Here is a 14,703-nt window from a genome sequence, read left to right on the forward strand (position 1 = left end):
TTAAAATTTAACGTTTAACTGTATCCCGACTGTTCTTGAAGAAGGCAGCTGCCCCATTTCTATCCCCGGAGTAATGGTAGAATCATCAAGGGTTGCAGCTTCGGGATCAAACAATGGGAATTTTGTCCACATCCACAGGTTTCTTCCAAATAAGGCAAGGGTAATATCCGTAACCTTCAAAGGATCAACAATTGATTTCGGGAATGAATAAGAAATCCTGGCATCTCTAAGCTTGATGAACGAGGTATCGAATGAATTCGTTTCCACATTGGCTCTTCTGTAATAATCACCGTAATAGGTAGGAACGGGAACTCCTTTCGTGTTCGGTGAGAAGCTGCCATCCGGGTTCTGAACTACCCCCTGCCCTACGATCAGGCCATTCGGATTATCTCTTCCCCAAAGCGTATGCTCGAGTTTTCCCTGCTCGGACATTTTGTGATGGGACTGGGAATAGGCAATTCCTTTATACTGACCGTCAAATGAGAAGCTTAATGTAATATTTTTATATTTAAATTCATTTTGAAGACCTGCTCTCCATTTTGGGTAAGCATTTCCTATCTTTTTCATTTCTGTAGGCTTTGCCGTCAATCCGTCGCTTCCGTAAATTACCTGCCCGTCCGGAGAATACATCAGGCCATAACCGTACATATCTCCCAGCGAACCGCCTACTACAGCATTGTAATACACCACGCCGCCTACACTTCCAATGGTGTAAGGTTCGCCGTGAAATTCTTCAGGAAGGGAAAGGATTTTATTTCTGTTCATAGACCAGTTGGCGCTTACATTCCAGGAGAAGTTTTTATTCTTGACCGGATAAGCATTTAAGGTCATTTCAATTCCTCTGTTTCTGATCTCACCGGCATTAATAATCCTTTTGTTATAGCCTACCTCATACAGTACCGGGATTACAATAGTCTGATTATTGGAATTGTTCTGATAAGCTGTGATATTATAGCTTAATCTGTTTTTAAGGATCGTAAAATCCATCCCGCCTTCAATATTGGTGATCATTTCAGGTTTCAGATCAGGATTGGGATACAGCAAGGGAGATTCCACGGAACCAGTAAACGAACTGTTTTCATAGTATTTATCAAGCATATAATTGTAGGTATCGTTTCCTACTTTTGACCATGAAAGTCTCAGTTTCCAGAAATTAAACTGGTCTGATTTCATTTTAAAAATATCAGACAGGATAAAGGATGATGACACCGACGGGTAGAAATAAGATCTGTTGTGTTTAGGAAGCGTACTGCTCCAGTCATTCCTGGCCGTAACATCCACAAAAACAAGATCTTTATAGCTGAAATTCGCCAGTGCATACATACTGTTCACCTGGTTGTCATTAGGCTTCGGAAGCTTATTATCCAGTGCGATGGCGTTGGTCAGCTGGTATACCCCTGCTTTATTAAGCCCTATCGCCCTATAATCGCTCATGCTCTGCTCATAATACCTTATGTTTCCTCCGGCAGAAGCAGTTACACCAAAGTCTCCAAATTTATTTTTATAGGTAAATAGAATGTCATTATTCAGATCTAAATATCTGATGTACTGCTCTCTGTAATAGCCTTTCAGATAGTTGGCAGAGCTCCACGGTCTTCTTTGTGTCCGGAACTCATTGCTCCATTCCAGTCCGGATTTGAAGGCCACATCAAAATTTTTCGCAAACTGATAGTTTACGTTAATATTTCCGGTAATGATCTTTTTATCTGTAGAATTCAGGTTTTCATAAGCAATAACATATGGGTTATCAATATATGAGCTGAAAGGATGAATCTGATCTACCTGCTCCTGTCCGCTCTTCCAGATAGGTCTGTACCACGCCAGATCTACGTTTGGATTCTGAAAGATCATAAAGTATGAAATCGACTGGTTGTTATATCCTGTAGCCGGAAGATTATCACTTTTGGTCTGGCTGAAATTCAATTTGGTTCCTACCCTTAGTTTACTGCTCATTTTATGGTCAACAGATACTGCTGCGTTCAATCTGTTAAAGCCTGTATTCGGCATCATCCATTCATTTTTAAGGTAAGAAAGAGATGATCTGAAGGCAGTCGTTTCATTGGAATGTTCTAATGATAAACTGTTTGAATAGGTGGTTCCTGTCTGCCAGAAATCTTTGATGTTATTTTTATAGGGTCTCCAGAGCTGTCTTTCCTTACTCTGTCCCTCTACTGAAGGATCATACTGGAAATAATACTGCCCGTCAAATTTCGGTCCGAAAGCACTGCTGGTAGATCCGGTATTCACTCCGTCTGCGGAAGCTCCGTAAGAGTAGTAATAATTTCCGCCTTTGTCTTTCTGCATGGTTCCCTGTCCATATTCATACTGATAATCCGGCCATTTAAGGACACTGTCAAAACTGGTATAGGAGTTCAGTGTGATCTGAATTTTTCCTTTTTTCGTTTTACCGGATTTGGTGGTGATCATAATAGCTCCCCTGGAACCTCTGGAACCGTACAATGCAGATGCACTTGGACCTTTCAAAACGGTAACAGATTCGATATCTTCCGGGTTGATGCTGTTGAAACTGTCCCCGTAATCAATAGGTAAGTCACCTCCCGAACCAGCGCCGTATGCCGAAGTTCCGGTTCCTGTTTTCCTGTCACTTAAAGGAACACCATCTACAACGATCAGCGCCCCGTTATTTCCCATGTTCATAGAAACGTCTCCACGGAGTGTGATACGGCTGGTTCCCAATGGCCCTGCCCCTGCGGTCTGAACTTTCAGTCCGGCTACTTTACCTTCCAGTGACTGGGCCCAGTTGTTATTCTGGGTTTTGAGGATTTCTTCTGATTTAATAGTTTGGGTAGAGTATCCTAAAGACTTATCCTGCCTTTTGATCCCCAAAGCAGTTACCACCACCTCATCAATGCCTTTAACAGTATCTTTTTTCGCTTTCTGCTGAGCCGCCAGATTGACGCTGACTAATCCTAACAGCGAGAAAACCAGCAGTTTTTGTGTCTCTTTACGCATATCCTTTTTGTTTGCGCAAAATTAAAACGACATTATGGCTATGCTTTTAACGCCACTTTAACATTTATTAAAATATTATTAAACAAATCATGAACTTAAGTTTAACACATCACACATGTACTTGATATTCAGTTATTTAAATAATTAATAATTTTTAATACTGTTTTACATCTTCATTAGTATACCTTTATTGTCTTTCTCTGAAAAAATAAATATACCATACTGCTTTCAATCAATAAATCATTCAAACACAGATATAAACAGCCTGTTTCTAAAATGAAACAGGCTGTAAAATTTACTATCCGGCTTTATTCTTTAAGCCAAAATCTGTTATTTATTCTTTAACTGATCAGGAATATTAGTGGTTACAAAACCTATTCCCTGATTTTTTAGATCCTGATAAATTGCCGGATCATTTACTGTCCAGGAGTTTGTGATCAATCCCAATGCTTTCGCCTCAGAAATCCATGTTGGATTTTTCTGGAAAACGCTGTAATGATAATCCATTCCGTCAAGACCTTCTTTTTTGATCTGCTCCGGAGAAAGCTCACCGTTCAGATACTGAACCTTGAATTTCGGTTCCAGCTTTTTGATCTGTTTGCAGATGTTCAGGCTGAAAGAAATATATTCACTCTGCCCTTCCAGTTTCATATCCCTGATCATTTTAAGGGTTTTCTGAGTGATCTCATTTTCTATTTCCGGAGTTTTTGCAGGCTTGATCTCAACGATCAGCTTTAAAGAAGGATCTTTTTTGCCCTGCTTCAGATAATCTTTTAGTGTTGGAAACTTTTCGCCATTCGACAGCTTCAATGCTTCCAGCTCTTTGAAATTGGTTTCAGAAATTTCCATTTCACCATGATGTTCGTCATGATTGATCACAAGAACACCATCTTTGGTCATTCTTACATCGAATTCCGATCCGTATATCTTTAATTTCTGGGCATTTTCTAAAGATTTAATAGAATTTTCCGTTGTAGGCGGCTGAGCCTGGAAATAGCCTCTGTGTGCAATAATCTGGGTTTGTGCCTTCATTACGACTGTGCTTAAAACTGCTAACCCTAAGATAAATTTTTTCATAATACAATTGGATAATTAAATAAAAAACTTAAAATGTTTGTTAAAGGTACTATTTAAATGTTAAAAGCTGTATTTGGCTCCGATCTGGATCTGGTAAGGATTCCCGGAAAGAGGCGCCAAACCGCTGGTATTTTTAACGTACTCAAACTGCCTTGTAGCTTGGTTGAATTTGGTTACCCTGTACAACGACATATTACCATAAGATTTATTCACACCCCATTCTTTATTAAGAAGGTTCGCCAGGTTGAAGATATCTACAGAAAGCTCAAATGCACCGATCTTTTCAAATTTAAATTTCTTCGCAACACGAACATCCCATACCCCGTAGAAACCGTTTTTACCTCCGTTACGTTCTGCAATGGCATTGTTGTATTTTTCAACATAATCTTTCAGTGCCTGTCCTACTTCCGGATCATTAAGAAGCGGCTGGGTAATAATTTCCGGGAAAATATAGGCAAGATCATTGGAATCCACGAAATCTCCATTAATGTTTCCTCCTGCAGTCACTGAGAAACGCGTTCCTCCGATTCCTGAATACCTTACTCCCAAAGTAAAGCCTGCAATGGTAGGTGAGTTACCATAAACCACGATCTTGTTTCTGAACTGGTTGTCAGAATAGCCCATTCTTAAATCTCTCGGATCACCCTGAACCGGAGTAGATAATGTTGCAGAATTCGCCACATTTCCGTTATATGAGGTATTATCTTTGATGTCGGACCATGTATAACTTGCAGTGATCTCCCCATCTTTCCAGTAACGGTAGCTGGTATCTACCACGAACGAGAACTGGTTTACTTTTCCATCGCTTACAAGCTCAAGCACTCTTCCGAATTTTTTATTGATTCTTCCTTCTTTCCAGTCGATACTCACACTTTTATTATCATTATTGATGATAGTAGATGCAGGCACATATACTCCTCTTCCCCCTTCATTAGCTAAAGTGAAGAATGGATTGGCCATCATGTTTCTGTCATAATAGAAGTAATTGTTTCTTCCCAGCGCCATATATCCGGCAATTCCTGCTCTGAATCTTTCATTAAAGAAGTGTGTATAGGAAATATTCGCTTTATAAACGATTGGAATTTTTGCGTCTTCTCCTGTATAATTGATTGTTGGGATCTGATACTGTGAAAGTGAAGGAACCGTTCCGTAGTCATTTCTATATCCTGGAAAATCAGGAGTCAGGCCAACAGTTCCTGGATTCACATCTACTGTTGCCAAATGTTTTCCGTCAAAAACAAGGTTATTGATCACCATATAGTTGTTGATATCGGAAGAGAAGATTCCCGCACCAAATTTTAAGAAATCCTTATTCTCTTCGTTGATATTCCAGTCAAACTGAAATCTTGGCTGAATAACAAAAGACTTGATCTGGTTATCCGTTCTGATTCCCATTTCGTCAAAAAGCTTTTGATTGAATTCAGCTTTCGGGTATCCTCCGTAATCGAATCTTAATCCGGCCATAAAATCAAGACCTGTTGCTATTTTGGTCTGGATCTGTCCGTATATTCCTGCATTCCAGATACTGGATTTTACAGAAGGATCGTCCATCAACGGTACTTCTCTGTAGAACCTGTAAGGAGTAAGATTGGCAAAATTTGTCATTCCCTGGAACTGGAATCTTCCGTTCACTTCACTTCCGTAGATGGATTTCGATCTGGTATACATCAGATCTGCCCCAAAGGTATATTTAATCTTATCCGTGTTGTAGTATAAGTTATCCACAATCTGGAATACATTATTCCGGAAACCTTCCTGGGCAAAACGATGTCCTCCAATCTGGATATTGGTAGATCCAACACTGGAGGCAACTCCTTCCACAACAGCTCTCGGAACCGGATGTCCCAACTCATTGTTTTGGTAACTGTCCTGGAAAGTATATAGATACTGTGCTTTTAATTCATTCGTGATATTCGGCTTTACGTTTGTTCTCAAAGTCAAAAGTAAGCTGTTATCCAGGTTTTTATCATTCCCGTAAGATTCAAAGAAGTTGATCGCGGTATTATCTCCCAATCCGTTTTTATTAAGATCGTAGGTGAAATTATTTCTTAACGTCAATAGGTTTTTTTCATTGATCTGCCAATCCAAACGAAGGAATCCTGCGTCAGAATTTCTTACTTTATCAAAGCTTCCGAACTGTGGAGTATTTCCAACTCCGTATTTTTTCCTTGCAATATCAAGGAACTGGTTCAGCGTCTCAGTTGTTGTATTAAATCTCTTCTCGTCGTCTTTAGATTTGATATCCGCAATAATCAACGGTCTTGAATCCAGCTGATGATCCCATGCCACGAAGAAGTGCAGTTTATTTTTAATAATCGGTCCGCCCAATGAAAACCCGAACTGGGAAGTAGAGAAATCATTTTCTCTTTTGTTTCCCCTGATGTCATACGGACTGGATAACCAGTTTGTCCTTAAATATTCCCAGGCACTTCCAGAAAATTTATTCGTACCGGATTTGGTAACGGCGCTTACAGTTCCACCACCACTTCTTCCCAGTGTTACATCGTACTGGTTGGTTGTGATTTTAAACTCACGGACAGCCTCAATAGAAATAGAAAACGGGGCACCACTTCTGCTGGTTGTGGATCCTGCTGAGGTTGGGTTTTTAGCCGTCATTCCATCAATCGTAAAGTTGGTTGAAGATCCCAGCTGGCCGGAAAGATTCCCTCCTTTTCCGCTTAACGGGGACAGTTCGGTAAGATTAGTGAAATTCCTTCCGTTTACCGGCAGCATGCTGATATTCTTTGCTGAAATAGCTGTAGCCGCTCCAAGGTTTCCGATCTTATTTTTCAGATTTCCGGTAACAACCACCTCTTCTATCTGCTTTTCGCTGCCGCCCAAGCTCATATTGACGGTCACCTGATCTCCAAAGTTGACGTTATATCCTTCTTTTTTCTCCTCGTTCACAATAACCGTATAAGGCCCGCCCAAAGGAATTTCTTTAAAAATATATTCTCCTTTCGAATTGGTCTCCGTTTCCGTCCTGAACCCTGTAGACTCGTTCACGATCGTTACTTTCACTTTTTCCTGAGCAGTACTGCCCAGCCCGGTTATTTTTCCCACAATAGAAGCCTGCGTAGTCTGCGCATAAGCCAGTGTTCCAAATCCCAAAAACAATAATCCTAGTACAATCTTTACTTTTCTCATCTCTTCAAATTAGATGTGCAAAGGTATTTTGACTTTCCGGACCATCTGTTTAAGGGAGCTTTAACAAATTTTCAACTAAATCATAACATTATGTTAAATTAATTTAAACAAACGTTTTAAAATAATGATTATTAACACTTTAAATGATATTACAGCTTTTTAATATTTCTATAATATTTAATTATGGTATTTTTTAATGAAATTAGTTTAGCTATTTTTGCTCAAAAGATAGAATGCAATGCCTGAAAACATAGAGCAAAAAATAGAACAGCTCCGCAAGGAACTTCACCAACATAATGAAAATTACTACCTCCTGGATGCCGCTACCATCTCTGATTTTGAGTTTGATATGCTTCTGGAAGAGCTTCGGGACCTGGAAGCAAAGCACCCGGAATTTTATGATGAAAATTCGCCTACCGTTCGTGTAGGAGGTGGTATTACTAAAGTTTTTCCAACGATTCAGCATAAATTCAGAATGTATTCTTTGGATAATTCTTATGATTTTGATGATCTTGAAGACTGGGAGAAAAGAATTATCAAGACGATCAATGATCCGGTGGAATTCGTTGCGGAACTGAAGTATGACGGCGCTTCTATTTCTATCCTGTATGAAAACGGAAAACTGGCTCAGGCTGTAACACGCGGTGATGGTTTCCAGGGAGATGAAATTACGGCAAACGTCCGAACTATTTCAGATATTCCTCTTACTTTAAAAGGAGATTTTCCTCCCCATTTTTTTATGAGAGGTGAAATTTATCTGACCCGTAAAAATTTTGACAAGATCAATAAACTGCGTGAAGAAGAAGGACTGGATCCTTTCATGAATCCGAGGAATACTGCCAGCGGAAGTTTAAAAATGCAGGACAGTGGCGAGGTAAGAAAACGCGGTCTGTCATCGGTACTTTACCAGTTTATTTCTGAGGATGTTCCTGCACAGAGTCACTGGGAACTGCTTCAGAAGGCTCAAAGCTGGGGCTTTAAAACTTCACAGCAGGCAAAGCTCTGTAAAACAATGGATGAGGTGAAGGAGTTCATCAGTTTCTGGGATACGGAAAGGCATAATCTTCCTTTTGAGATTGACGGAATTGTTTTAAAAGTCAATTCTTTGCAACAGCAGAGACAGCTTGGTTACACGGCAAAATCACCAAGATGGGCCATGGCTTATAAGTTTAAAGCTGAAAAGGTAGAAACCCAACTTCAGAGCGTATCTTATCAAGTGGGAAGAACCGGTGCGATTACCCCTGTGGCTAATCTGAAACCTGTTTTACTGGCTGGAACGATCGTAAAAAGAGCTTCTCTCCACAATGAGGATATTATTAAAAAACTTGACCTGCACGAACATGATTTTGTTTATGTGGAAAAAGGCGGCGAAATTATTCCTAAGATTGTAGGCGTCAATACTGAAAAAAGGACTGAAGAAAGCAAAGAAATAGAATACATCAAGCACTGCCCTGAATGTGGTACCGAGCTTGTAAAAATAGAAGACCAGGCCATCCATTTCTGCCCGAATGATCTTCACTGTCCGCCTCAGGTAGTGGGAAGAATGATCCATTACGTTTCCAGAAAGGCTTTGAATATCGAAAACCTGGGAAGCGAAACTATCGAACAGCTTTACAGAGAACGCTTAATCGAAAATCCGGCTGACTTTTATGCTTTAACGAAAGAACAAATCCTTCCGCTGGAAAGAATGGCAGAAAAATCTGCACAGAATATTATTTCAGGGATTGAAAAGTCGAAAGAAATTGCATTTGAAAAGGTTTTGTACGGAATCGGGATCAAGCATGTGGGTGAAACGGTTGCCAAAAAACTGGTGAAAAATTTCGCTACTATTGATGAGCTGAAAGCCGCTACCGTAGAAGAGCTTTGCCAGGTGGAAGACATTGGTGCCAAGATTGCAGTAAGCATCGTGGAATTCTTCAGCAACCCGGAAAACATCCTGATGATCGAACGTCTGAAATCTTATGGAGTACAGCTTGAAAAGGGAGAAAGTACGAATGAGGTTCTTTCTAATGTTCTGGAAGGGAAAACTTTCCTTTTTACCGGAAAATTATCTTTGTTCACTAGAGAACAGGCTGAAGAAATGGTGGAAAAACACGGCGGAAAGAATATTTCTGCAGTTTCTAAAAACCTCAATTTCCTTGTGGTAGGCGAAAAGGCCGGAAGCAAGCTGAAAAAAGCGCAGGACATTGGTACCATCACCATTCTGGATGAACAGGAATTTCTGGATCTGGTAGAGAAACAGTAATACCTTTAATAAATAATAAATAAGCCATTGAAATACAATCTCAATGGCTTATTTTTTTGTAAAGTCCAAGCCTAATAGCATTGAATTGTGATTATAGACTAAACAGATGACACAGATTCATAAAACATGGAAAATATTTCTCGCAGATGGCTCGGATAACGCAGATTTTTATAGTGGTGGCAAATATATTCAATGGGAATGGGCTTTAGTCAAAATTTAAATTATTCGGAAAAGCCATAACTGTTTATTAAATAACCATATTTTTCCTCATATTTCTACAATTCCATAATATTTATACAGAATAAAAAATTAACACAAAAACAATATTTAAATAAATTATTTAAACAAAAACAAACAAAATAAACATTATATGAAATAATAAAAATTAAAAAGTAATTATTTTTCGTAATACAATTTTTCATATATTTATCAAAACAAATAATCACTCGACCATGAAAAAACTCTATTTTTTTGTGCTTTTTCTGGCACACTTATCTGTCATCGCACAGATTGTCAACATTCCGGATCTGCAATTTAAAGCCAAACTTCTTTCCGGAACTGCCACCAACCACATTACTCAAAATCTTGCAGGCAACTGGATACCTATGGATCTCAATAATGATGGTGAAATACAGGTTTCCGAAGCCGCTAATATCAGAAATATAAACATCTACAGCTCCAATGGCAATTCATTCCAGATTTCCTCAATAGAAGGGATAAAGTCTTTCACCAACCTGGAATATCTGGATGTATCCGACTGTCCAACCGTTCTTTCCGTAGATGTCAGCGGTATGCAAACGTTGAAACTGGTAAGTTTTACGAATAACGTGAATATGACTTCTGCCAACTTTACGGGATGTCCCTTACTGGAAAATATTAATGTATCCAATTCCGCAATTGTCAACCTGGATATTTCCAATCTCCCGAAAATGAATATCCTGACGTGTAACGGAGGAAAGCTACAAACGATCAACTATGCCGGAAGTACGACTATGAAATATCTTCTGTGCAGTGACAATGAAATCTCCAGCATTGATGTAAGTTCACTGACTGATCTATACAGATTTCATATTTCCGGAAATTTGCTGACAAGTCTTGATCTGAGTAACTTAACAAAACTTGAAGACGTAGTATGCTCCGCTAACCAGCTTACCTCTCTCATTCTTCAGAATACACCCAAATTAAAATCACTTGAGGCCAGTTATAATAATCTGTCAACCCTTAATTTAAGTCAGAGTCCGATCTTAAATTATCTGAGGATCATCAACAACCAGTTCACCAGCATCGATCTTTCCGGAGTTCCTTTGTTGCAGACGCTTTTCCTCAATAACAACCAGCTTACTTCTCTTAACATTACCCATAATACCATTTTGAACTCATTTAATGCTCCCAATAACAATTTGCAGAGTATATTCATGAAAAACGGCAGGCTTAACTCTGGCCTCTATCAAAACAATCCTAATTTAAGCTATATCTGCTGTGACGAATCTGAAATTAATCAGACAATTGCCTACAATACTTCGTTTGGTTATAATAATGTAACGGTAAATTCTTACTGTTCATTCACTCCCGGCGGAACTTTCTATACCATCAAAGGAAATACAAAATATGATCTTAACGGAAACGGCTGCGACCCGGCGGATCTGAATAAGGCATTCCAGAAATTCAATATCGCAGGTAGCGGTACTACAGGAAGCGTTATCAGTAATAATTCTGGCGACTATTCCCTTCCGGTGCCGGCAGGCTCACACACAATAACTCCGGTTCTTGAAAACCCAGCTTATTTCAGTATTTCACCTTCTTCTTTCACGGCTAATTTCCCTATGATGACAAGCCCGCTGACGCAGAATTTCTGTATCACAGCCAACGGATCCCATCCGGACCTTGAAATTGTGATTATTCCATTGGATTCTGCAGTACCGGGATTCAATTCGGATTATAAAATTGTTTTCAAAAACAAGGGAACGACCATGCAATCCGGAACTGTTGGATTCAGCTATAATGACAGTATTATGGATTTCGTAAGCTCTACTGTAACTCCTGATGCTCAATCTACCGGAAACCTTACCTGGAATTTCACAGGTCTTTTTCCTTTTGAAACAAGAGAAGTTAAGGTAAAATTCGAACTGAATACACCAACCGATACTCCTCCGGTAAACGATGGTGATATCCTGCATTATACAGCACAGATCAACGGAGCCCCTGACGATACGCCAACAGACAATACATTTACCCTGAACCAAACGGTTGTGAATTCTCTGGATCCGAATGATAAAACCTGTCTTGAAGGAACAATGATTGCACAGACCCAGGTGGGCGATTACGTTCATTACCTGATCCGGTTTGAAAATCAAGGAACTGCCAACGCAAGGAATATTGTGGTGAAAGATGTAATTGATGCTTCAAAATTTGATACCTCTACTCTCACCCCTTTACATGCAAGCCATAGTTTTGTAACGAGAATGACCGGAAATACGGCCGAATTTATTTTTGAAAATATACAGCTTCCGTTTGACGATACAAATAATGATGGATACATTTCTTTCAAGATCAAAACAAAATCTACTTTGACCATGGGAGATGCATTCAGCAATACGGCAAATATTTATTTTGATTATAATGCCCCGATCATTACCAACACTTACACGACTACGGTAAGAAATGTGCTGGCAGTTTCTGAAACTAAAACAGGCAAGGAAAATGTAAGCATTTATCCGAATCCGGTACAGGATATTCTTTACATCAAATCCAGTGAGGAGATCATCAAAGCTGAAATTTATGATGCTTCCGGAAGAATCCTGAATACTACAGGCGTAAAAACCAATTCTGTAAATGTAGCCGAACTGGCTAAAGGAAACTACATCATCAAGTTGTTTACAAAAGACAAAACGATGATCCAGAAGTTCATTAAAAAATAAACTAATAACCTTATCTATATTTGAAGGGCTGTAAAAAAAATTTACAGCCCTTATTTTTTATCGTACAAAATCCAGTGATACCAAAGTATATAAAAAATCATTTTATTTGAAAACTATAATCGTGTAATTATCCTTTGCAGTCTTAGGATAAACCATTCTGATCTGTGCTTTATCTTTAAGGTAATCCACATAATTTTCACCGGTAAGTATTTTCCCTTTTTCAGTTTGTTTGTAGCCTGCTGCAAGAATTGTTTTTATGTAGGCATCATGCTCTTTTTTGTCTTTGAACTGAAACTCTATATTGTCCTGAGATTTATCATCGGTATATTCAAATTTTCCAATTTTATAGATATATCCCGGGCTGTCATACTCGAACAGAACAAATGCAGGACTTTCTGTTTTGTCATAGAAAGTATATTTATGCTGCTCTTTAATTTCTGTTTTAAATGAAGCCATATCAAGCCTATTGAATCCGGCGAGCTCTTCCAGTTTGAAAGCCTGACCTGACACCTGTGATTGAAACAGGATAAAAAACAGGAATAACAGCAGATTAGTAGATGTTTTCATTAAAGAATTTTGTGGTTTGTTGTTTTGTAAATTTAAAGAATTTATTACACCTTTAAACATTATACCACCGGCAGTCTGAAATAAAAAGTGCTTCCCTGGTTAGGAGCGCTTTTCACGCCTATATCCCCATTTTGTTTTTCAATGAAGTTTTTAGAAATAGCCAGGCCCAACCCTGTCCCGTTCTGATGTTCTCCCGGAACCTGAAAATAGCGGTCGAAGATCTGGCGGTGGTATTTCTCATCTATCCCACTTCCGGTATCAGTAATACTGAACTGAATCATTGAATCCAGCCTTTCTACCCTGATCTCAATATTTTCATCCTGGAAGGAATGTTTTACTGCATTGGTCAGAAAATTATTAATCACCCAGACCGTCTTGTCAAAATCTGCGTTCACCCAGTCATTGTCGCTTACAAGATATTCGATATTGATTGGAATATTTTTTTGTTCCGCCAGCTTTTCAACATTCTTTACAGCAGCCTGTACCATCTCTTTCGGTGAGCATTTTTCAATGGTCAGTCTGATATTTCCGGTTTCTACCTGTGAAAGGTTCAGAAGTTCTCCGGTGATATTCAATAGCCTTTGGCCATCATCATTGATACCTTTGAGCAATTCTTGCTGCTGGTCATTCAGCGCTCCGAATTTTTGGTTTCCGAGTAACTGTACTCCCATTTTTATTGCAGAAATCGGAGTTTTAAGCTCGTGAGAGATTGTAGCTATAAAATTGGTTTTAGCAAAATCAAGTTCTTTGAAAGGGGTAATGTTGCGGAGAAGAATTACTTTCCCGATATATCTGGTTTCTTTTTCACCCGTTTTTACAATATTGATGGGAATGATATCCTGCTCAAAATAGTTTTCCTTATTATCACGAACAATCTTGATCGGTTCTTTCACCGGATGATCGATATTTTTAAGCAGTTCCCGCATCAGATCATTATTGACAGCCACTTCATGGGCGGTCTTGCCAATGATTTCTTCCTTACGTAGATTGGTGATCTTTAATGCCTCATCGTTAATCATGTAGATAAAGTGATTTTCATCCAGCCCGATCACTGCATCATGCATATTATTCACCAGTGTTTCAATACGTTTTTTATCCATCAGCTGTTTGGAAAGGCTGCTGCTTTCGTATTCCTGAAGCTTTTCCGCCATGGTATTAAAAGAATCCGCAAGGCTGTTAAATTCTTCACTTCCTTTGAAATGTACCCTTTCGTTATAATTTTTAGCTGCAATCTGCCGGATACTGAACGTCAGCTGATTGATAGGCTCTGCAATGGTCTGAGGCAGGTTAAAAAGCAGGATAAAAGCAATCAGGAAACATACGGTTCCCAGACTGACGATCCAGAAAGTGGCGTTTTCAGCGGTGATGATGGCGATATCACTTTTTCTTTCAATCCCTTTCATATTCAGAGACATGATTTTCGCGAGGTCTTCACGGATCAATTTTTCTTTTTCCGGAGAAGATTGTTTCAGATAACTGTTGAAATGAAGATTCAGGCTTTGGGTAGCTTCTTTTTCGCCAAACTCAGTAAGGTTTTTCTCCTGCAGCTTATTGTTTTTCTGAAAATCATTGACGGCAATAGCGCTGTCCGTGCTTATTTTATCCAGTGCCAGCAACATATTTTTAGAAAATTCCAGACTGTTGTAATTGGCCGTAAGGATCTTTTCCGTATCCGATTTCAGTTTATTGATATAGACGGATCCGATCACTGACATGAGTACAATCAGTAAAAATAAAAGACCTACGCCTAGGGTGAGTTTTGTTTTAAGTTTCATT

The 14,703-nt window shown here is 39.1% G+C and carries 7 protein-coding genes; 2 read left to right on the forward strand and 5 right to left on the reverse strand.

The genetic code is table 11. The features are described from left to right. From ACTJIV_RS10725 to ACTJIV_RS10735, 3 genes are all read right to left on the reverse strand, one after another. A complete protein-coding gene (locus ACTJIV_RS10725) occupies window positions 1–2,973 on the reverse strand; it encodes a SusC/RagA family TonB-linked outer membrane protein (protein ID WP_440627362.1) in 2,973 nt (990 codons plus the stop codon). Between the two features lie 330 nt (window positions 2,974–3,303). Further along, a complete protein-coding gene (locus ACTJIV_RS10730) occupies window positions 3,304–4,050 on the reverse strand; it encodes a glycerophosphodiester phosphodiesterase family protein (protein WP_223558535.1) in 747 nt (248 codons plus the stop codon). Between the two features lie 60 nt (window positions 4,051–4,110). Beyond that, the gene (locus ACTJIV_RS10735; RefSeq protein ID WP_440627365.1) at window positions 4,111–7,197 is read right to left on the reverse strand and encodes a TonB-dependent receptor; all 3,087 of its coding nucleotides are present in this window, start codon (window positions 7,195–7,197) and stop codon (window positions 4,111–4,113) included. Window positions 7,198–7,435: 238 nt separating this feature from the next. Between ACTJIV_RS10735 and ligA the strand changes: the two genes are divergently transcribed. Together ligA and ACTJIV_RS10745 are read left to right on the forward strand one after the other, a co-directional pair. Then, entirely contained in the window at window positions 7,436–9,442 is a 2,007-nt protein-coding gene (ligA, locus tag ACTJIV_RS10740) for an NAD-dependent DNA ligase LigA (protein WP_440627367.1), read from the forward strand. A gap of 452 nt (window positions 9,443–9,894) precedes the next feature. Further along, entirely contained in the window at window positions 9,895–12,360 is a 2,466-nt protein-coding gene (locus ACTJIV_RS10745; protein WP_440627369.1) for a DUF7619 domain-containing protein, read from the forward strand. Between the two features lie 102 nt (window positions 12,361–12,462). Here the strand turns inward: ACTJIV_RS10745 and ACTJIV_RS10750 are convergent, their stop codons facing one another. Together ACTJIV_RS10750 and ACTJIV_RS10755 are read right to left on the reverse strand one after the other, a co-directional pair. Continuing rightward, a complete protein-coding gene (locus ACTJIV_RS10750; protein WP_440627371.1) occupies window positions 12,463–12,927 on the reverse strand; it encodes a hypothetical protein in 465 nt (154 codons plus the stop codon). Between the two features lie 59 nt (window positions 12,928–12,986). Continuing rightward, window positions 12,987–14,702 (reverse strand): ATP-binding protein, encoded by a 1,716-nt coding sequence (locus ACTJIV_RS10755; RefSeq protein WP_440627373.1) that lies wholly within the window; start codon window positions 14,700–14,702, stop codon window positions 12,987–12,989. Window position 14,703: the final 1 nt, after the last annotated feature.

It is taken from the genome of Chryseobacterium sp. 22532 (assembly GCF_052044665.1).
In the GTDB taxonomy this organism is placed as follows: Bacteria; Bacteroidota; Bacteroidia; order Flavobacteriales; family Weeksellaceae; genus Chryseobacterium; species Chryseobacterium lathyri.

Coding starts and splice junctions, on each gene's coding strand:
- ACTJIV_RS10725 (WP_440627362.1), bottom strand. CDS start 2,973: ATGCGTAAAGAGACACAAAAACTGCTGGTTTTCTCGCTGTTAGGATTA.
- ACTJIV_RS10730 (WP_223558535.1), bottom strand. CDS start 4,050: ATGAAAAAATTTATCTTAGGGTTAGCAGTTTTAAGCACAGTCGTAATG.
- ACTJIV_RS10735 (WP_440627365.1), bottom strand. CDS start 7,197: ATGAGAAAAGTAAAGATTGTACTAGGATTATTGTTTTTGGGATTTGGA.
- ligA (WP_440627367.1), top strand. CDS start 7,436: ATGCCTGAAAACATAGAGCAAAAAATAGAACAGCTCCGCAAGGAACTT.
- ACTJIV_RS10745 (WP_440627369.1), top strand. CDS start 9,895: ATGAAAAAACTCTATTTTTTTGTGCTTTTTCTGGCACACTTATCTGTC.
- ACTJIV_RS10750 (WP_440627371.1), bottom strand. CDS start 12,927: ATGAAAACATCTACTAATCTGCTGTTATTCCTGTTTTTTATCCTGTTT.
- ACTJIV_RS10755 (WP_440627373.1), bottom strand. CDS start 14,702: ATGAAACTTAAAACAAAACTCACCCTAGGCGTAGGTCTTTTATTTTTA.